A 19,277-nucleotide genomic window follows, 5' to 3' on the forward strand; every position below is an offset into this window, starting at 1 on the left:
TGGCTTCGTCTTTCGCAGCTACCGAAGAGATTTTTTATGGAACTCAATCAATGCGCTTGTAAGCGGTGCTCCATTAAACGAAGCCTGAACCGCACTCACTGTGCTGTTTTGCGTGAAGTAGCAGAACCAAACCTTGTATTTTCCTTTAACTAACAAAGGCGTAGTAAACTCGATCCAGTTATTGCCCGAGCAGGTACCTGTGTTTTCGGTGTTACTGGAAGAGCGACCCATACCCATTTGCCAGTAATCTTTCAAATAACCACCCGATGCCACACGATATTTCAGGCAGCTTTTTTCCCATTTCAGGTCTTTGAAAGTATTGCCATCACCAAAGTCAAACAAATAGGTTTTTTTACCATAGATGGCACTCAACCTTGTTAATTCTGGCTGTGTGGAGCAAAGATCCCAATACACAGCAAATGGTTTTCTCTCTTTAATGGCAATGCCTCCCATCGCGTGATGCAAAACACCATTGGTGGCGCTTCTATCACTGGTCGCAATATTCAGTTCCACACCAGGCTCATGTACCAGTCCATTAATTGTGGTATAGCTATCATCATTGATCAGTACTTTATTATTGATGAACTTGTTGGTCAATACTTCAAGAGGCGCTAATGTTTCGTGAGAAGTAGCGGTTACAATATCTGCCAGGAACTTAATATCCGGCAGGATATGATAGGCCACATATAGATACAGCCCGTCAGTAGGAGAAGTGGGATTGCCCGATTTGGAATACTTTGTTTTAAGCGCTGTGAAATTATTGATGCCTGAGTCCAGGTAGGTTTGGTTTTTCTCCGCAATAACAGTATACCATAAAGTATCGCCATTAGCTACAGCCTGTGTGTTCAGTTTGTTAAAAAGGCCTGTTGCTTTTAAAGCTTCTGTAAAAATGGAGTATTCCGGATCTTGCTCCAGTAATTTTGCCAATGTCAGTTCCGTAGGCTCTAAAACATTGTCGATAACATGAATAATGCCGTTACCCAGTTCAATATTTTGTTGTAGTACTTTGCCCTGGCGGTTCACTATATAGGAGGATATACCATCTACATTAGATACGCTGGTGATCAGGTACTGACCGTAATCTGTAATAGAGGGTAGCTTTCCATCATTGAAGTTATAGGTATACACTTTTTCTCCCAACAAGTGAAATTTCAAAACATCCTGCAATTGTTCTTTTGTAAAAGATTCAATAGAGGCAATGTTTTTTCACGCATGTATTTATCTATTGCCTCGTTCGTAGGCGCAAAAAACGTATAGGTTCCATACGTGTTAAAAGCGGTGGTATATCCGGCTTTGTCGATCAGTGTTACCAGCTTGGTAAAACGCGACAATGAATCATTTTGCAGGTATTGCAAAATGTTAGGATCGTTGGAAGTGGCTTCCTGCAACTGAGCTTTCTGGCAACTGCTTAAAAACAGGCTTGAAGCCGCTGCAAGCATTACAATAAGTAAGTAGGCAAACTTTTTCATCCTCTTTAATTTTATTGTTTATAAAATGGATTTTGAATCAACTGCTTATTGGTTTGCAGTTCATAAAAATATATTGGGAAGTAGTGACTGTTGTGATCGAGCATTTTTGCCTGCGCTGTTCTTACAGAGCTGGCTGGTACAATGCCAGCAACCATCTCCTGTAAGTACGCAATATTTGCGTAGTTGTTTTTCTTTACATAGCGTAACACATCATACCAACGTTTTCCTTCAAAAGCAAACTCCCTGGAGCGCTCCTGTAAAATATAGAGCGATAGCTCGTCTTTGTTAGTAATATCCGGGTTGTTATTAGTTGCATCCGGGGCGGAAGCCCTGTTGCGTACCTGGTTCACCAGTTCCAGCGCTTCAGCACCGCGACCATCCATCTGCGCCAAAGCTTCTGCTTTCATCAGTAGTATATCGGCGTAGCGATAAAAAACCAATGTGTATAAGAGTCGGCTAGTGCAATCATATCTTCATTATTAGTACCGATGTATTTCCAGATGGCATTATCCTCAGCTCTTACAGATGCACCATTGGAACGGATATCTGGTGCTTGTGTGAACAGATTTAGCTCAGTAGTAAAAATCTGATCCATTACCCTGTTTGCTATATATACCGCCGGGTGGCCGGAAGCGCATGCATGGTATAGAACGGGTTGAGTTTTTGCTGGCTGAATTGTATTTCAAAGATACTCTCATTTGAGTTGCCGGTTCTGTACAAAATGTTATACCAGGCTGCACTTGAGGCAATCAGGCCAAACCTGCGGGAGCTGATCACCTTGTCGCAAGCTGTAATGGCTGCAGGGTAATTCTCCATCCATAAGGCCACATCAGCCTGAATCGTATTTACCGTATAGCGGGTGATACGGCCTTTGTCCCGGACATCGCCATAAGTGGTTACGGCGTTGGGCTCTGCCTCGGCAAGGTCCTTTACAATTTGTGTTAATACTTCCTGTTGTGTGCTTTTAGCCAGTTGAACTATGTCTTCATCGCTCGATGTGGATTTTATTTTCAGCGGCACATCTCCAAAACTTCTTACCAGGTAAAAATACATCAGGGCTCTCAGCGTTTTAGCTTCTGCCAGGTATCCGTTCAGGGCTTCCTGGGTGAAGGTCTGATCTTTTGTAATACGGAGGGAGCGAAATCGATTACTGTATTACAGTAGTTGATTATATTATAGATTGGTCTCCAGTCTATAATAGTATTGTTAGGTTGAGTGCTTATATTAAAGATCTCATTCTCTTCTGCTCGGGTACCTAATGAAGGGGTAACCATGTCCGCTCTTATTTCTCCCCATACAAAAAGTTTCGGCAGGTCCTCTCGTAGAGGCACTGGTACCACCGTCCATCAATGACGCGTAGCAGCCAATTACGGCGGCATGCACCTGCTCCTTGGTTTGCCAGTAATTTTCCCTGATGATACCATCTGGCGGTATCAGGTCAAATTTTTTGGCGCAGGAGGAGAGGCCCGCAGTAAAGAATACACTTAAAATAAACAGATATATAGAACTTTTCATCATTTCGTTTTTCTTAGTGTTTATACATTAAAATGAAGCCGTTAAACCAAGGGTGAACATTTTCACCGGTGGGGTCATGGAATTATCGGTAGCCACGCGGAAGGGATCTGATCCCCTCATGGATACCTCTGGATCCTGGCCGGTATACTTTGTCAAGGTCAGGAGGTTCTCACCCGTTACATAAGCGCTCAGGTTTTTCAGTCCCATTTTGGTGAGCAATGTTTTGTCGAAATTGTAACGAAGGGTTACGGTTCTGAATCTTAAAAACGAACCATCCTCTACATACCTGGAAGACCCAAGCCAGTTATAACCTGATTGATATAATGCACGCGGTATATCTGTAACATCACCTTCCTTACGCCATCTTCTTTGAACTGCTGTACTTTGATTATCGTAACCAAACATATTGGTGGTAGACATTTCTGTTCCGTTGATGATCTCATAACCTGTACGGAAGTTAAAGAAGGTAGATAAACGCAGCTTGTTCTTATAGCCGAGGTTGATACCAAATCCGCCAAATACTTTAGGGTTGCTATTGCCCAGGTAAACGATATCGCGGTAGTCGATGGTACCATCTTTATTAACGTCTTCATACATCGCATCTCCCGGCTGAAATACATAGTCTACAACAGGGTAGTTAAAACGCATATATACCTGTTCGCCATTCGGACGTACGATTACATTGCCGGCTCCATCGCGGGCCAAAGTAGCCTCTCTGTCTTTATAAACACCCAGGTACTTGTAACCGTAGAATGAGCCAAATGGATTATTAATCTGCATATAGGTAATATTTGACCATTGGCAGCGCTATTCCCTTTCTCTAAAGGATAGTATTCTGATATTTCGCGGATCATATTCTGGGCGGAGGATATGTTGAAATTAAAATCTACCTGCCATGTTTTGCTTACATAGGGCTTGGTATTTAAGTTAAGCTCCCAACCCTGGTTATCCATGGTACCTACGTTCATGTTTACGGCGTTATAACCATTAATAGAAGAGATTTGAAGACCGTTGAAAAAAGATCGATCGTCCTATTTCGGTATACCTCCATATCTAAGGATACACGGTTTTTAAACATAGCCAGTGTAAGCCCCAGGTTAGTTCCTACAACGGTTTCCCATTTTAATTTTTTCAGTTCCATGTTGGCAGGGTAAACACCTGACTCACCCATAAAGTCCCAGTCGAAAGTCTCGTAAACATTGTAAAACGTATAGTCAGATTTAGGGGCATTACCGCTACGCCCGTAACTAAAGCGGAAGCTGAGATCGTCAATTTGTTTAACATTCTCCAGGAACTTTTCACCTGATACTCTCCACCTGGCTGATAGCGTAGGGAATAGGCCATAGCGCTCAGATCTGGCAAGTCTGGAGGTTACATCCCCCTCAAGCCAGCATTGATGATGTATCGATCCATGAAGGCATACACGCCATTCACCAAAACGTTGGCATTGGCAGTTTTATTGGTGCGTGCAGATAAATTAGAGTTGGCGCCATTTACACGGGAGGGGATAGAGGGGTCCTGCAATTCGGATGATGGCGTATTGGACGTTTGTGCTTGATATGATACGCTGCTTCCATCGTAGGTCATCATATTCACTAAACCTGTAAAATTATGATTCTTGTTTTCGAATTGGGGCGTCCATACGAGTGATGACTTGGTCTGCACATTAAAATTGTCATTGTCTCCGTCGTAGGCCAGGTTTACATTGGTATTGGTCCAGGGTAAACCCGTAGCAGTTTGTGGCAGGAAGCTTTTGCTTTTAGTACTGCTCATATCAAACTGAACATCTACCGTAGCTACAAGCGTACGCGGTATGATTGAATAGCGCATAAAGAATTTAGGAATGATTCTTTCCTGTAAAACTTTGTTAATAGCAGTATTGGACATAGCCAATGGATTATAAGTGCTGCTGTAGGCCCCCTGGATATTTGAGAACGGTGAAAAGTAGTTAGGTGTAAGATTACCATATTCATCATATTCATAAATACTCATATTAGGCATCTTTTTATAAGCCACACTTCTGATGTTATTGCTTCCTGTTTCCAGATAGTTTCTATTATTATCGGTGGTGGCATAAGATACATCGGTTCTGATATTAATCCTGTCCGATACATCGTAGTCAAGATTGATACGCGCGGTAAGCCTTTTCAGGTAAGTGCCAACTGTAACACCATCCTGGTTTAAATATCCTACCGAAGTGAAGTATTTTGCTTTTGAACCACCACCAGTCATGGACAGGTTATGATCCATAACAGAACCGGTTTGCGTTATTTCATCAATCCAGTTAGTATTCTGGCTGTAGTTGTAAAAATAATACGGATCGTTAGGGTCAAACTTAAACTCGTTTACGGTCTGCGTGTTTAAGGGTATGCCATTGCGGTTCATGAATGCTTCGGGGATCAGCGAAGTGTATTGTGAGCCGGTTAGCATGGGAATAGCCGCTGGTCTCGGAGACATTGTTCCCTTGAACGTGTAGGTTAGTGACGGTTTTCCGCGAACACCTCTTTTGGTGTTAATTACTAATACTCCACTTGCTGCTTTGGAGCCCCAGATAGCGGTAGCCGCTGCATCCTTTAAAATGGTAATGTCTTTAATGTCGGTTGGAGCAATATTCAACAGGTTGGCATATCCCTGGTCATCGGCAGTTCCGAAGTTGAAATCGGTGGGTATCTCTGTTTCAAAAGGCATACCATCTACTACGATCAAAGGAGTGGTAGATGAGTTGATAGACGATGTCCCCCTGATACGTATTTGCATACCTGCTCCGGGGTCGCCCGAGTTCGCTGCAATGTCAACGCCCGCCATACGGCCCTGTAAAGCCTGGTCGATAGAAGTAGCCTGCATTTCTTCGAGGTCTTTGGCGTTAATTTTTGATGTAGCCAATGTATTGTAGCGTTCTGGTATGGGCAGCATTCCGTTATCTGTTCTGGCAGAAGAAACTACAATCACTTCCTCCATGTCATTGCTGGATTCTTCCAGCGTGATATTGAAAACCCGCCTGGTATTAATGGCCATGTCTTCACGGCTTTTGTAACCAATGGCTGAGAACGTAAGGCGATGCTTTACATCACTTACTTTAATGGCAAAATTTCCATCAATATCAGTTGAGGTACCTCTTATCGTACGTTTATCGTTATCAGTTTCAGAAACGGATACACCTGAAACAGGAGCTCCCTGCTTATCAATCACTTTACCGGTAAGTACAATAGCATCCTGTGCGCGGGCTTTTCCACTAACAACCACTAAGAACAGCGTAGCGCAAAGCACAAAAATATTTTTCATGTCGAATCTTCTCATGGCAAATGTTGTATCTGGTTCTTTATTAGTCGTTGTATTTTAGATAATTGTCTATCAGGTGAATAATGCTTCGGTTAGAAAGATTATTACTCTGCGCTATGATTACGTTAGCGGTTCTTCCAAAAGCATCTACTATCGAAAGAGCGTTGGTTGAATTATTGATCTGTAGTCTTAACGCAGTTCCCAGGTTATTTTTCAAGGCAGTTTCGAAACTTCCGGGGAAAATAACATCATCCGGAACAGCTGTGTGGGAAGCCAGAAAATGGTATTGTAAAAACTTTCTTACTCTGTCTATATCTGCCGGTGTTGTCGGGTTAAATGTGGGAGCGCCCGTTGCAATAGTTCCCGGTAAAACACCATCTTTTACAGCCTGCATAATGGCGGCATTGGTAGGCACAAAAATGGTACTGAAGCCTGTAAGCCCGATGATCTGGTTGGTTGCAGCAGTGTAGGCCAGCGTATTGTTTAGCAATAACTGCCAGAAATAGTTGAACTGCGATGAAGTAGAAGCTCCCAGTTTATTCAGGTGAAAACCGATACCGTTTTCTGAATAGCGCAGCAGGCGGTTTACAAAATATACCTTGCCGTTAGATGCCGTTTTAACACTGTCTATACGGGCTACCTGGCTCGAATCTTCCAAACCTGCTGTCACTACATTGAAGTTATTATATTTTATATAATCGCCTTCTCCATCAGCGTCTCCGGTTTTTACAATTCCGCTACCCGAAAAATCGTCAGACATATTCTTATAGGATCCAAAGAATACCGTGCTGCGTATGATGCGTTCCAGCCTGTCAGGAACACCATTGGTGCTTCCGTTATACAGGAACTGGCTTTGATTTACATTATAAGTGAATCCGGCATCCAGGAAGGCCTGGTCGGGAATAAGCATGATGTTTACTGGCACATTCGATTTGGCTATCAGCAATCTTAACCCAATGGTATTAAACAGCCTGGTCATAAAAGTGTACCGGGGGTTAAGATAAGCCTCACTGAATACAGTGCTGAATACATCTGCTTCAGATACTTTATTAGTTCCGTAAACAATACCGTTGCTTAATATTTTGCGATCGAATATATTGGCTATCGGATCAAAGCGTGCCGGTTCTGCAAAACTGTTTCTTGAAGTAGCAAATTTAGAAGGCCAAACCACGGTAGGAAACAGGTGCGCATTTAAAAAGTCTACAATAATGCCGATGGGCATTTCGTCAAAACTGGGATAGTACCGGCAAAGCGTATTTTTTACATAGCTATCAACCGCCTGGTTATTGGGAATAAACATGGTCCAGCAGTCTTTTTGTCCGTCATTATCGCCCAGCTTCATAAAGTTTTCATTGTTGGGCGCATAAGAAAGCAGGTGGGAGTACACTTTTACATATACCTGGTCGTTCTTACCTGATATAACCTGGTAGCGACGCGTTGCGTCAGCATTGTAAATAAAGGAAACAATATTGTTGGTGTACAGCCTGTTCAGTATAGCCCTGAAGCTGCTGAATTCAGGACGGGTGCGTATGTATTCGTCAATGCTGGAAAGAGGTGAGATAACTTTGTCCAGCTCGTGAATAACCCCGTTCTCTGCGGCAATATTAGCGGTCACTACTTTGGCTTCTAAAACGTTGAAGCCGCTGTACTGGCTGTTAGGATAGAAGTAATTATAATCCGTCGAAGTGAGCGCCGAGGAAGCCATAAAGGCATCGGTAAAATAAGTAACATACTTGTTATTATAATCTGCAGAAATATAGTTGCCTGTAAGTGAGGAGGCTAAATTATTCCGGTTTGCAGCAATGGCGGTAATGGGCCCGCTAGCCGATGTGTCTTTATAAAAGCCTGTGTAATAGGCAGTCCTTCTTCTGAATGCAATATTGGGCGTCCAACCTATATTGTTTTCAGAAGCCTGGTAGTCATCCAGCCGGTCTTGCTCAAAGGCATTATAAACCAGCATATATTGCACCATAGCTCTTGCCGTGGTTTCATCAATAGCATCAATGCCATTAATGCCCTTGTCAGTAAAGTAAGCAGAAAAGGCTGCATCGTTGGGCGCGAAGAAGGTCCAGTAACCGGCTCCCGATTCAAGCGTTTCTTTATAGCCGCTTTTGTCAATGAGCTTCAGCAACGAACTGAAATTGCCTTTCTCCTGCAAACGTCCATATATAGGAGACTCCAGGTTGTCTGGTCTCCCGTAAAAAGCATCCCACTCTTTTTTCGGCAACTTACAAGTGCGAGAATAAGCAGCATCGATAGTGACAATACGCGCATCGTTCTTATATTATTTTCAGATCAAATAAATTTTTAAAAAACGTATTTAACAGTAGGTGTCGGCTAACCAGGCGAAAAAAAGACCGTTACAAATCTCTTTGCAAAATGCATTACCCTGATCCCGGAAATTGTCTACAATAAAATACTCAATCGTTTACAAGCAGGCAAGCGTCAACTCTCAGTTACAATTATCATGCTTTGTGCTGCGAATATATCCCGCCCAATTGCTACCACTGTCCTGAGCCATCCTGCTTTCTTTCATATTTTTATGCAATCGATTGCGAAATTGTAATTAATACAATTCTTATTCATTATGAATATCTTAGCTGGCAGGATGCCACAGGATGCCTGCGTTTGGGATTTGCTTTAATATTGACCCTGTAACGGTTCAAATAAATTTGCCATGAGATCTAAAATTTTCCTTGCTTTTACAGCTATTATTATCACCGGGAGTTCTGCTTTCGCGCAAAAGCTTCCATCAAAAAAAATGTACTTCAAACGCTTCGGCTTACCAATGAGTATTTCATGACTAAGTGGCCCGATCCGGGCAAAAGCATTATCACCAATAAAGAAAGGCCCAGTAATATATGGACAAGGGCCGTGTATTATGAAGGTCTGATGGCTTTAAATACCATCGATCCGCAAAAAAGTACTATGACTATGCAGTAGATTGGGGTGAAAAGCACAAATGGGGATTAAACGGTGGTACCGCTACCAAAAATGCCGACAACCATTGTTGCGGCCAAACATATGTTGATCTGTACCTCATCGATAAAAAAGAAGAGCGTGTAAGGGATATTAAAACGAGTATAGATAACGTTATTGCCAGCGGCAAAAATGATGACTGGAGTTGGATTGATGCGATACAAATGGGTATGCCGTTATTTACCAAATTAGGTAACTTGTATAACGATACTAAGTACTTCGATAAGATGTATGATATGTATGCCTATACAAAAAATACTCATGGCGATAAAGGACTTTATAACCGGCAAGATCATCTGTGGTGGAGAGATAAGGATTTTGATCCGCCGTATAAAGAACCCAATGGTGAAGATTGCTACTGGAGCCGCGGTAATGGTTGGGTAGTAATGGCCTTGGTGCGTGTACTGGAAGAATTACCAAAGTCAGATCCTCATTATGCAGAGTACCTGCAAGACTTTAAAGATATGAGCGCTGCACTTATCAAGATACAACGTCCGGATGGTTTATGGACAGCCAGCCTCCACGATCCGAATCATTATGGTGGTAAAGAAATTACGGGAACCGCCTGCTTTACCTATGGATTTGCCTGGGGGTAAGAAAGGGCATCCTGGATAAAAAAACGTATCAGCCCGTACTAACCAAAGCCTGGAATGCAATGGTAAAAGATGCGGTACATAAGAATGGGTTTTTAGGGTATGTACAGGGAACAGGTAAAGAACCCAAAGATGGCCAGCCAGTAACGTATACCAGCACACCTGATTTTGAAGATTACGGTTTGGGCTGTTTTTTATTGGCAGGGACTGAGGTATATAAGTTGACCAAGTGATTGCAGGAACGAGTTGGTAATATATCAAAAACGATATTTATATTTTTCATCAGAAAGCCGGTAATATAAATGCCGGCTTCTTTTTATAAAATATCTTTCATAAAACGGGCTGATATAACAGTACTTTTAAAATGCACCATACGCCTGTCGCTACAGCAAGGTCCATTGGTTCGAAAGGCGAGAGCAGTGCTTATAAAAAATTAAATAGCAGGGTCGGAAGGTCTTTTGTAATCTTTGGGAGCAACTCCAAAGTGTTTTTGAATTCCTTACTGAAGTATTTATGATCTTTATAGCCTATCGAATCTGAAATGTCCTGCAGCGAAAATTTTCCTTGTGTTATTAATTCAGCGGCTTTCTGCAATTTTCTTGTTTTGATAAATTCGTTTACGGTGAGCCCGGTTAATGCAAAAAGTTTTTTGTAAAGTATGGGTGGGCTCATTCCTATTTTTTTGATAAAACAGCTACACCAAAACCGTCTTTGTCCATTTGCTCTTCAGTTATTTTGATAATTTCATCTAAAAATTCCTGGTCAATTGCTGCCAGTTGATTGCCGGCAGCATGAGAGGGGGCTGATACGTTTTGTTCTGCAGGTAGTTCGCTCAGCGTCGATAACACGATTTGCTTTTGCTGTTCTTTTAATAGTAAAAGATTATTTACATTAAGTTGCAAAACACGTTTACTGAAAGGTTTGGTAAGATAAAGGTTGGCTCCCTGTTCCAAACCGCTTATCTGGTCTGTTTGCGTGTTTTTGGCCGTAAGCAGGATGACAGGTATATGACTCGTTCTCTTATCGGTTTTGATCTGGCGGCAGAACGCATAACCGTCCATTAAAGGCATCATCACATCACTGATAATAATATCAGGAATTTCCTGCCGTGCTATTTGGAGGCCCTCATCTCCATTAACTGCCTCGAGTACTACATATTCAGCTTTAAAGGTATTACATACCAGTTTCCGTAATTCCGTATTGTCCTCAACTACAAGAATGGTGTATAACAGATCAGCATTGCCCGGCTGATTTGTTGGGTCAATAGTGTTAAATCCTGCTGTAGGTAAGGGTTCGTCCGGCTCTGTTGTCTGTTCCATATTCATTACAACATGAGGTAGAGCCTGCAAGTGCGCGGCGCCTTTCAATAGCGATACTTCAAAAATGGTTTCACCGCGATTGCCCAGTTCTGATCTGGTCGATTGCACCGATATATGCCCTTTATGTAAATCAACAATGCTTTTAGATAAAGCAAGCCCTATGCCATAGCCAGTGTTTTGTTTTTCATGTTCACCTACCTGGTAATAATTATTGAAAATATTATTTAAAAATTCAGCTGGTATGCCGGGGCCGTTGTCTGTGACGCGGGTAATTACCTCCTTATTATTTTCTTCTATCTCTATATCGATCCTGCTATCCGGCGGTGCATATTTTAACGCATTATTGATCAGGTTAAAAAATACTTTTGATAATTGATTTTTATCGAAATAGGCGGGGATATCGTCGCCATTATAAACTATATTGATGGTGGTGTTTTGCATTTGCGCCATATCCTGAAATGTAGCAACGATCTCTTCCAAAAGCTGCGGAAGCGAATGTAATGCAGGATATAATCTCAGGTTGCCACTTTCAACTCTTCTAAAATCCATTAGTTCGTTTACCAGCAGTTGCAATCTTTCTGCATTGTGTTTGATTAACCCGATATATCCGGATTGCTTCGGCAGATCATGGTGCTCTTCTTCGGCGAGTTGTTCAAGAGGAAGGGTTATGAGCGTTAATTGTGTTCTGATCTCGTGCGAAATATTAGTGAAAAAGTTGAGCTTATTTTGATGCAACGCTTCTTCTTTTTTATAACCGCCCTTAAAAACAAATAGCGTGTAAACAGAAAGATTAGTGCAATAGCCAGCAGTATATACAATACATAGGCCCACCAGCGTTGCCAGAACGGAGGTCTGATTTTTAATGTCAGACTAATAGGAGTACCCCATACTCCGTCATTATTGGCTCCTTTTACTTTAAGCACATAGTTACCTGGTGGTACATTGGTAAAAGAGGCAGCAGGTTGGTCGGTATATATCCAGCTGCGATTATAGCCTTCCAGAATGTATTGGTAGCTGTTTTTGCCCGGTCGAATATAGTTAAGCAAGGCGTAGGTAATGGTAAACACATTTTGATCGTAATTTAAAACGATTTCTTTAGCATTGATGATGTTTTCCGGGATGATATGCTTATCTGTTGTGCTTACATTACTGCTGCTGTCCGACAATCTGAGGCCGGTAAAATAAATAGGCGCAATAGCCTTATTGAAGCTGATGGCGGCAGGATCGAATGCTGTTATACCTTTGATTCCTCCGAAGAGCAGCTCGCCATTTGCAAGCTTTAATCCGGAACCGGTATTGAAATTGTCATTAGCCAGACCGTCGTTTTTGGCAAATAGCCGGTAGCTCATATTGGTGGTGTTCAATTGGCATAGTCCTTTGTCCAGGCTTAGCCAGAGTGAGCTTACGTCGTTACCTGGCAACAAACACATAATATTCTTATTGCGGAGGTTTTGCCGGCTTAAAACGATCTCAACATTTTTTCCTGCCTGTTGTAACGAGCCAATCCAGTGTTGCTTATGGCAAACCAAATGCCGCCGTCCGGCGATTCACAAATATTATTGGCTACATAGTAATTAAATTTTGTTAATACTCTGTTCGTATCATACAAATAGGTGCCAGCCGTTGTGCTTAACCAAATACGATTGTGGCTATCTTTGAAAAGATATTTTATCTGGGCTTTTTTCAAACTATCAAGCTCGGGTAAAACAGCAGGCAGCAGTTGAACACCGGTACGGTTGAAAATATAAAGCCCCATATTGGTGCCCACCCAAAGCCTGTTTTGAGCGTCCTCGATTATCGATGGTATTTCAGCCGCAGTAGATTGGGTAATTTTGTTGATCAAGCTAAAACGCGTGAAATTGTTTTGTTTAGGGTTATATAAGTTTAGCCGCCCCCATGAGTCCCGATCCAGATATTCCCATCTTTATCTTTTAAAACTGTTTTGATATTGTTACTGCCAATAGTTCTTGTGTTGCGGGGATCATTGAGGAATTGATTCGTTCCGCCGGTTGCCATACTAATTTTAAATAAACCTCCGTCTTCGGTACCTACCCACAAATTACCGGCATTGTCTTGTTCCAGGCCGCTCGTTACATAATTAAACAGGTAGTCGGGCGCTTTTATTTGGTTGATAAGTGAATAGAAGGGCGTGCTGTAATTGCTTAACTGGTTAACGCCACCAAAATAAGTACCAATCCACATACTTCCTCTGTTGTCCTGGTAAATGCTATATACTGAGTTTTGGCTGATACTGCCATTTACTTTGGCGTCATGAAGGTAACGGATGATTTGTTTGGTAAAAGGATTGTAAACGACGAGGCCCTTTTGGGTGGCGATCAAAAAATATTTTTATCATCAACGAATATTTTTCTTACATGTTCATCTTCGGCCAGGGCTGCCAAAGGCGAAAAGCTGGCATCGCCCGGGTTAAACCTGCATAACCCGTTGTGATGCGTGCCTATCCATATAAATCCTTCTTTATCTTCCGTAATACTGGTTATGTAATCTCCCGGCAGTGTTCCCGGGCCGTTTCCATTTTTAAAATGTTGAACTTTACTGCCTGCTTGCCTGAACGGTACCTTGTTAAGACCTTGCGATGTGCCAATCCATAAATTGTGATGACGGTCTTCATACATCGTTTTTATTTCATTTCCCGTCAGTGAACCGGATAAAGGATGTTTTTTTACCAGATTGGTACCAGGATCCAGATAATAAAGTCCCCGGTTGGTTCCTATAAGCATCCTGTTGTCACTAGTTTGAAAAATGACATCGACCTGACCGGAAGCATCTGTACCAGGCAGTTTTGAAAAAGAGTGTCAAACCCGTCCTTAAATTCATTATATCGGTTCAGGCCATTAGTAGTACCTGCCCACAATTGCCCGCTTTTGTCGGTAAACAATGATAATATATAGTTATCTGAAATGCTGTTCGGCTCTTTATTGCGCAGGTAGGTCAAAAACCGGCGACCATCGTACCGATTAAGCCCATAAGGCGTGGCCAGCCACAAAAACCTTTACGATCCTGGGTAATAGAAAGAACTGCATTGTGTGAAAGCCCGTTTTCAGTATTTAATGAATTGAATATTCTTTCCTGACAATAAGCCTGATTGAAAGCCATGCCGAGAAAGCAGCAGACCCAAAGGCAGTTTTGAATGATTTCTTTTTCACTTTATTCTTTAAATGGGCTTATACTGTATAACTAAGCAGCCGAATTGTGTAAGATTATTTTTTTAAATAATTGAATATCAGTATTTTGGCAATGGCTTTAAGATATTCTCCTTTTTATTTAAAATATTCTCCACACTTCGTAACTAAAATTAGCACATTTGAACTAAAGCTGTATTTATTTATGAGAATACATGGCTTTAAGCAGGAGGGGATGGAGTTTTGTAACACCCCAATCCCGGCTGAAGTACAATTATTTCACAACCTGAATCGCGGGCTTATTTTAAAAGATGATTAATTCGTATGAATAAAAAACTGTTTTTAGTACTTGCTACGGTATATATACTATACGCTGCTGCGGCAAATGCACAAAATTTTGTACCCATTCTTCCAACGGACACAAGGGAAGATATTATCAAAAAAGCAGCGCAGGTAAAACCATCCGCGCGCCAGTTGCGTTGGCAGCAATTAGAGCTAACTGCTTTCTTCCACTTCGGTATTAATACTTTTAGTAATCTTGAATGGGGTACAGGAAAAGAGCCTGCTTCTTTATTTAACCCTGTAAAACTAGATGCAATGCAGTGGGTGAAGACAATGAAAGAAGCAGGTTTTCGCCAGGTCATTCTTACGGCTAAACATCATGATGGATTTTGCCTGTGGCCCACAGCAACCACTACCTATTCTATTGCTCAGTCACCCTACAAGCAAGGTAAAGGTGATATAGTTAAAAAGTAGCGGCAGCTTGTAAAAAATACCAGGTGGGATTTGGGGTATACCTATCTCCCTGGGATCGAAACGCCCCAGTATATGGGGACTCTGTAAAGTATAATGATTTTTTTACAGCACAGCTCACCGAATTGCTTACCCGGTACGGAACAATTGATGAACTTTGGTTTGACGGAGCCAATGGAGAAGGGCCCAATGGTAAAAAGCAATGGTACGATTTTAACCGCTGGTATCAACTTATTCGCAAGCTTCAGCCTGCTGCAGTAATTGCTGTTATGGGTCCTGATGTTAGATGGGTGGGTACTGAAACAGGTATAGGGCGTTTAACGGAATGGAGCGTTCTACCGCTCAATGCCGCATCACAAAAGGAGCTAGCCGAAAATTCGCAGCAAGAGGTAAATGTGAAACCTGCTATTACCGGCTCCTTTAAAGATTCGGTACGTGGCTCGCGTGAACAGCTTTATAGCTCCAGGGGACTGGTATGGTATCCTGCCGAAACAGATGTCAGCATCCGGCCGGGATGGTTTTATCACCCGGCAGAAAATAGTAAGGTGAAGTCTCCCGAAAATTTGATGCATATTTATCTTACCTCGGTAGGTCGAAATGGTGTGCTCTTATTAAATGTACCTCCGGATACTGAAGGCCTCATCAATGCCGCTGATGTTAAAGCATTGGAAGGGTGGAAACAACTATTTGATAATACTTTTACGAAAAACCTTTTACAGAATGCCCGTTTTCAAAATAAGAAAGGAGCGAGCGTAGCAGGATTTACAGACGGTAAATTATCTACCTATGTTACCACCCAACAGGTAACTGCCTTGCTACCTGCGCAGATATCGTTTAATCTTATCAAGTTACAGGAAAATATTGCACTGGGTCAGCATATCGAGCAATTTACGGTTGAGGCCTGGATCGACGGTAGTTGGCAAACTATTGCAGAAGGAACAACCGTTGGTTACAAGCGATTATTAAAATTGAATAAGACAATTACAACGAATAAGATCCGGTTTAGCATTCCTGCTACAAGGGCAACACCGCTATTGCGGAACTTGGGTTATACACCGCCGCATTTGATTAATACATAACTACTATTCTGGGAAATTAAATCGAATGAAAAATAAGAAGTGCTTGCTATTATTGCTGGTGTTGATAGGTCAGATGCCGGTGATGGGCCAAAAAAATGGAAGCTTAAATGGGCCGACGAATTTAACTACAGCGGCCTGCCGGATTCTACGAAATGGGGATATGAGTCGGGTCTTGTTCGTAATAAAGAACCTCAGTATTACACCGTAAAAAGACAGGAAAACTGCCGCGTTGAAAATGGTAGCCTGGTAATAGAAGCCCGTAAGGAACCTTATGAAGGTGCTGCTTACACATCAGCCAGCCTTACTACCTTAGGTAAAAGGTCTTTTCGTTACGGACGTATAGAAGTGAGGGCCAAAGTGCCCAAAGGACTGGGTAGCTGGCCAGCTATTTGGATGCTCGGTACCAACAGGGGGCCTGTAAAATGGCCTCATTGCGGAGAAATCGATATTATGGAGTTCGTGGGCAAGGATTCGTCACTGGTGTATGGCACTTTACATTATTCTGATAAGGAACAAAAATACCAGATGAAAGGCGCTAAGCCTGCAATGGGCGCTCCTTATAATGATTACCATCTTTATGCCATAGAACGTACAGCCGACGTTATCTCATTTTTTATGATGACAAAAAATATTTTGCTGTTAATATAGCCGGTCTTGACGCATCTGCCCGTGCTATATTCCAGAAGGATTTCTATTTATTGCTCAATCTCGCATTAGGACGCGAAGGCAACCTGGGCGGAAAGCTAAACCCCGACATATTGCCTCTGAGGTACTATATAGACTATGTACGCATGTATGAATAATAATACTTTCTGGCCCTGGTATCGGCACAGCGGCTCTTCATGAAATTGCTTTATGAAATAAAATATAATCTCCAATATAAAACAGGAAAAAGATCATAGTCGTTCAATAAAAACCAGAACGAACGCAAGCTGCCAAAAATAAGCGATAATACTTTTATTGCAAAGTAATTGCGATCCTGGAAAGATGTGCTCTTACTCCTTTATTTTTAATCCTTGAATGTATGAGAAACTATCTATTGCTTGTATTTTTTATTTGCTTTTTTACGACGGCTTTTGCACAGTCCCACCGGCAATGGCTATCTTTAAATGAAGGCTGGGATTTTTATTGGGCCTATGATATGCGTCCTAACATTCCTAAAGAAAAAGTAAACCTGCCGCATACCTGGAATGCACAGGAGGCACTCGAAGAAAAAACGCGTTATACGCGCGACGCAGCTTTTTACGAAAAGAAAATTCAGTTGCCCGCTACTACGCAACAACAACGGTACTTCCTATATTTCGAAGGAGCCAATTCGTTTGCGCAGGTGTTTGTAAATAAAAAACTGGCGGGCGAGCATAAAGGGGATACACTGCTTTTTGCCTGGAAATTACGGCTTTGGTACAGGCAGGGAAAGAAAACCAGCTACAGGTGTGGGTGTCGAATGCCATGCGTCCGGATATTTTGCCACTAACTGGTGACTTTAATATTTACGGAGGTCTGCACCGGTCCGTACATTTACTAATAACCGGTGATAACTGTATTAGTCCTCTTGATTATGCATCGCCCGGCATTTATCTTACTCCAAAACTGGTAACAAAACAAGCGGCAACGGTTGATATTGCTACCCGGCTATCTGTAAAAAAACCGGCGTGCCACTTACCGTAAGAAGTATATTGTATGATGCCAGCAAGAAAACAATCGGAATGGTGGAGTCGGCCGTCAAAAACGGAGATACCAGTGTTAATGCAGTATTAACTATACAAAACCCAAGGCTGTGGAATAGCCGGCAGGATCCGTATCTATACAAAATAGTAACCCAATTGAGGGAGCAGGGAAAAGTAGTGGATGAAGTAGAACAACCGCTGGGTTTGAGATACTACCGGGTGAGCTCCGATTCTGGTTTGTTTTTGAATGGCCGTTATCTCGATTTGTATGGCTTCGGCTTACATGAGGACGTTGCGGGGAAGGGTTCTGCAATGAGCCGCGGAGATTTTAAAAAAGATATAGACCTGGTATTGGAAACAGGTGCTAATGCTCTTCGTTTTACCCATTACCCGCATTCAGGCGAAATGTACCGCCTGGCAGATAGCAGCGGCATTATTTTATGGTCAGAAATCCCGTTAGTAGGTCCGGGAGGTTATACCGGTACAGGTTATATGGCGAGCGCCTCTTTGCAGCACCAGGCTCGCCAACTTATGATAGAAATGATCCGTCAAAACTATAATCATCCTTCTGTTTTTTTCTGGGGCCTGTTTAACGAATTGAAGTTGGATTATGATAATCCAATCCCTTTTCTTGAAGAATTAAATGCTCTGGCAAAAAATGAAGATCCATCAAGGCTTACAACCTGTGCCAGCTTTCTCGATAATGATCAGTTTAACCATGTGAGCGATCTTATTGCCTGGAATAAATACTATGGCTGGTATGGCGGTAAATTTTCAGATATAGGGCCATGGGCTGATAAACTACATCATCAGTTTCCCCGCAAACCAATAGCAATAAGCGAATATGGCGCTGGCGCGGCATTACCCAACATGCCGATTCATTACTGGCACCTGTTCCTACCGGAGAGTTTCACCCTGAAGAATGGCAGACCGCTTTTCATGAAGCACATTGGAAAGAGATGGCAAAAAGGCCTTATCTCTGGGGTAAGTACATCTGGGTGTTGGCTGATTTTGGATCTTCTATACGCACAGAAGGGGAGCGCGATGGCATTAATGATAAGGGATTGGTTACCTACGACAGGATCACTAAAAAAGATGCTTTTTTTATTACAAAGCCAACTGGAATTTTTCACCAATGATACATATTACTCAAAAGAGATTTGAACAACGTGCTAATAGCTTAACAGATATCAAAGTTTTTTCTAATCTCCCCGAGTTGGTGTTAATGATAAACGGGAAGTATGTAGCAACTGTAAAGCCCGATGCATTTAAAACCGCTGTTTTTAGCAGAGTAGAATTGCAGTCAGGTAATAATAAGATTAAAGTAACCGGTTCGGGGTCTTACAAAAATTTTAAGGATGAGTGCAGTTGGCTGGTCGAAGGTCATGGCTTCATAATACGCCCGCTAACCCAAAATAGTTTGTAGGTTGTTGACAATTAGAGTATTGTGAATTGTTAAAGATTTTCTCCCTCATTTTTTA

General features: G+C 42.1%; 24 protein-coding genes and 1 pseudogene. 8 read left to right on the forward strand and 17 right to left on the reverse strand.

Translation table 11 applies throughout. The features are described from left to right. Positions 1 to 18 precede the first annotated feature (18 nt). From MKP07_RS20210 to MKP07_RS20255, 10 genes are all read right to left on the reverse strand, one after another. On the reverse strand, positions 19 to 1,167 hold the full coding sequence (locus tag MKP07_RS20210) for a fasciclin domain-containing protein (RefSeq protein ID WP_240848791.1): 1,149 nt from the start codon (positions 1,165 to 1,167) through the stop codon (positions 19 to 21). After that, on the reverse strand, positions 1,152 to 1,469 hold the full coding sequence (locus MKP07_RS20215) for a fasciclin domain-containing protein (RefSeq protein ID WP_240848792.1): 318 nt from the start codon (positions 1,467 to 1,469) through the stop codon (positions 1,152 to 1,154). Before MKP07_RS20215 ends, MKP07_RS20210 begins: the two co-directional genes overlap by 16 nt. Positions 1,470 to 1,480: 11 nt before the next feature. After that, positions 1,481 to 1,876, reverse strand: coding sequence for a RagB/SusD family nutrient uptake outer membrane protein (locus MKP07_RS20220; protein WP_240848793.1), 396 nt, complete (start codon positions 1,874 to 1,876; stop codon positions 1,481 to 1,483). After that, positions 1,876 to 2,064, reverse strand: coding sequence for a hypothetical protein (locus MKP07_RS20225; RefSeq protein WP_240848794.1), 189 nt, complete (start codon positions 2,062 to 2,064; stop codon positions 1,876 to 1,878). Before MKP07_RS20225 ends, MKP07_RS20220 begins: the two co-directional genes overlap by 1 nt. Positions 2,065 to 2,075: 11 nt before the next feature. After that, a complete protein-coding gene (locus tag MKP07_RS20230; RefSeq protein ID WP_317236058.1) occupies positions 2,076 to 2,597 on the reverse strand; it encodes a RagB/SusD family nutrient uptake outer membrane protein in 522 nt (173 codons plus the stop codon). A 105-nt stretch (positions 2,598 to 2,702) separates the two neighbouring features. Further along, positions 2,703 to 2,987, reverse strand: coding sequence for a hypothetical protein (locus MKP07_RS20235; RefSeq protein ID WP_240848795.1), 285 nt, complete (start codon positions 2,985 to 2,987; stop codon positions 2,703 to 2,705). 24 nt (positions 2,988 to 3,011) lie between these two features. Beyond that, positions 3,012 to 3,764, reverse strand: coding sequence for a SusC/RagA family TonB-linked outer membrane protein (locus MKP07_RS20240; protein WP_240848796.1), 753 nt, complete (start codon positions 3,762 to 3,764; stop codon positions 3,012 to 3,014). Between the two features lie 190 nt (positions 3,765 to 3,954). Further along, a complete protein-coding gene (locus MKP07_RS20245; RefSeq protein WP_240850965.1) occupies positions 3,955 to 4,389 on the reverse strand; it encodes a TonB-dependent receptor domain-containing protein in 435 nt (144 codons plus the stop codon). Further along, positions 4,356 to 6,281, reverse strand: coding sequence for a SusC/RagA family TonB-linked outer membrane protein (locus MKP07_RS20250; RefSeq protein ID WP_240848797.1), 1,926 nt, complete (start codon positions 6,279 to 6,281; stop codon positions 4,356 to 4,358). Before MKP07_RS20250 ends, MKP07_RS20245 begins: the two co-directional genes overlap by 34 nt. Before the next feature lie 25 nt (positions 6,282 to 6,306). Then, the gene (locus MKP07_RS20255) at positions 6,307 to 8,490 is read right to left on the reverse strand and encodes a fasciclin domain-containing protein (protein WP_240848798.1); all 2,184 of its coding nucleotides are present in this window, start codon (positions 8,488 to 8,490) and stop codon (positions 6,307 to 6,309) included. 572 nt (positions 8,491 to 9,062) lie between these two features. Between MKP07_RS20255 and MKP07_RS20260 the strand changes: the two genes are divergently transcribed. After that, positions 9,063 to 9,206, forward strand: a complete 144-nt coding sequence (locus tag MKP07_RS20260; RefSeq protein ID WP_240848799.1) for a hypothetical protein — start codon at positions 9,063 to 9,065, stop codon at positions 9,204 to 9,206. Between the two features lie 32 nt (positions 9,207 to 9,238). Further along, positions 9,239 to 10,068, forward strand: a pseudogene (locus MKP07_RS20265) (glycoside hydrolase family 88/105 protein); the annotation flags it as partial. A gap of 190 nt (positions 10,069 to 10,258) precedes the next feature. Here MKP07_RS20265 and MKP07_RS20270 read toward each other — a convergent pair. Genes MKP07_RS20270 through MKP07_RS42800 form a run of 7 tightly spaced genes read right to left on the reverse strand, consistent with a single transcriptional unit; the run spans position 10,259 to position 14,161 of the window. Next, positions 10,259 to 10,507 (reverse strand): helix-turn-helix domain-containing protein, encoded by a 249-nt coding sequence (locus MKP07_RS20270; RefSeq protein ID WP_240848800.1) that lies wholly within the window; start codon positions 10,505 to 10,507, stop codon positions 10,259 to 10,261. Between the two features lie 2 nt (positions 10,508 to 10,509). Continuing rightward, complete coding sequence (locus MKP07_RS20275; RefSeq protein ID WP_240848801.1) at positions 10,510 to 11,889, reverse strand: ATP-binding response regulator; 1,380 nt, start codon at positions 11,887 to 11,889, stop codon at positions 10,510 to 10,512. Then, entirely contained in the window at positions 11,829 to 12,584 is a 756-nt protein-coding gene (locus MKP07_RS20280) for a triple tyrosine motif-containing protein (RefSeq protein WP_240848802.1), read from the reverse strand. Before MKP07_RS20280 ends, MKP07_RS20275 begins: the two co-directional genes overlap by 61 nt. A gap of 29 nt (positions 12,585 to 12,613) precedes the next feature. Continuing rightward, positions 12,614 to 12,997 carry a two-component regulator propeller domain-containing protein gene (locus MKP07_RS20285; protein ID WP_240848803.1) on the reverse strand — a complete coding sequence of 128 codons (384 nt, stop codon included), beginning with the start codon at positions 12,995 to 12,997 and terminating at the stop codon, positions 12,614 to 12,616. A 41-nt stretch (positions 12,998 to 13,038) separates the two neighbouring features. Next, positions 13,039 to 13,494, reverse strand: coding sequence for a ligand-binding sensor domain-containing protein (locus tag MKP07_RS20290; RefSeq protein WP_240848804.1), 456 nt, complete (start codon positions 13,492 to 13,494; stop codon positions 13,039 to 13,041). Next, positions 13,491 to 13,895 (reverse strand): two-component regulator propeller domain-containing protein, encoded by a 405-nt coding sequence (locus tag MKP07_RS20295; RefSeq protein WP_240848805.1) that lies wholly within the window; start codon positions 13,893 to 13,895, stop codon positions 13,491 to 13,493. Before MKP07_RS20295 ends, MKP07_RS20290 begins: the two co-directional genes overlap by 4 nt. Further along, on the reverse strand, positions 13,886 to 14,161 hold the full coding sequence (locus tag MKP07_RS42800) for a two-component regulator propeller domain-containing protein (protein WP_394803589.1): 276 nt from the start codon (positions 14,159 to 14,161) through the stop codon (positions 13,886 to 13,888). Before MKP07_RS42800 ends, MKP07_RS20295 begins: the two co-directional genes overlap by 10 nt. A 460-nt stretch (positions 14,162 to 14,621) precedes the next feature. On the opposite strand from MKP07_RS42800, the gene MKP07_RS39090 reads away from it, so the two are divergent. The 6 genes from MKP07_RS39090 (at position 14,622) to MKP07_RS20320 (ending at position 19,222) form a co-directional block, all read left to right on the forward strand. Next, positions 14,622 to 15,053, forward strand: a complete 432-nt coding sequence (locus MKP07_RS39090; protein WP_262919386.1) for an alpha-L-fucosidase — start codon at positions 14,622 to 14,624, stop codon at positions 15,051 to 15,053. 23 nt (positions 15,054 to 15,076) lie between these two features. Beyond that, complete coding sequence (locus MKP07_RS20300; RefSeq protein ID WP_317235866.1) at positions 15,077 to 16,129, forward strand: alpha-L-fucosidase; 1,053 nt, start codon at positions 15,077 to 15,079, stop codon at positions 16,127 to 16,129. Positions 16,130 to 16,168: 39 nt separating this feature from the next. Continuing rightward, the gene (locus tag MKP07_RS20305; protein WP_240848806.1) at positions 16,169 to 16,777 is read left to right on the forward strand and encodes a glycoside hydrolase family 16 protein; all 609 of its coding nucleotides are present in this window, start codon (positions 16,169 to 16,171) and stop codon (positions 16,775 to 16,777) included. A 376-nt stretch (positions 16,778 to 17,153) separates the two neighbouring features. After that, the gene (locus MKP07_RS20310; RefSeq protein WP_240848807.1) at positions 17,154 to 17,603 is read left to right on the forward strand and encodes a sugar-binding domain-containing protein; all 450 of its coding nucleotides are present in this window, start codon (positions 17,154 to 17,156) and stop codon (positions 17,601 to 17,603) included. A gap of 178 nt (positions 17,604 to 17,781) precedes the next feature. After that, positions 17,782 to 18,960 carry a glycoside hydrolase family 2 TIM barrel-domain containing protein gene (locus MKP07_RS20315; protein ID WP_240848808.1) on the forward strand — a complete coding sequence of 393 codons (1,179 nt, stop codon included), beginning with the start codon at positions 17,782 to 17,784 and terminating at the stop codon, positions 18,958 to 18,960. Beyond that, positions 18,932 to 19,222, forward strand: coding sequence for a hypothetical protein (locus tag MKP07_RS20320; RefSeq protein WP_240848809.1), 291 nt, complete (start codon positions 18,932 to 18,934; stop codon positions 19,220 to 19,222). The genes MKP07_RS20315 and MKP07_RS20320 overlap by 29 nt, the downstream gene beginning before the upstream one ends. The last annotated feature ends 55 nt before the right edge of the window (positions 19,223 to 19,277 follow it).

The organism is Paraniabella hibiscisoli (assembly GCF_022512515.1).
In the GTDB taxonomy this organism is placed as follows: domain Bacteria; phylum Bacteroidota; class Bacteroidia; order Chitinophagales; family Chitinophagaceae; genus Niabella; species Niabella hibiscisoli.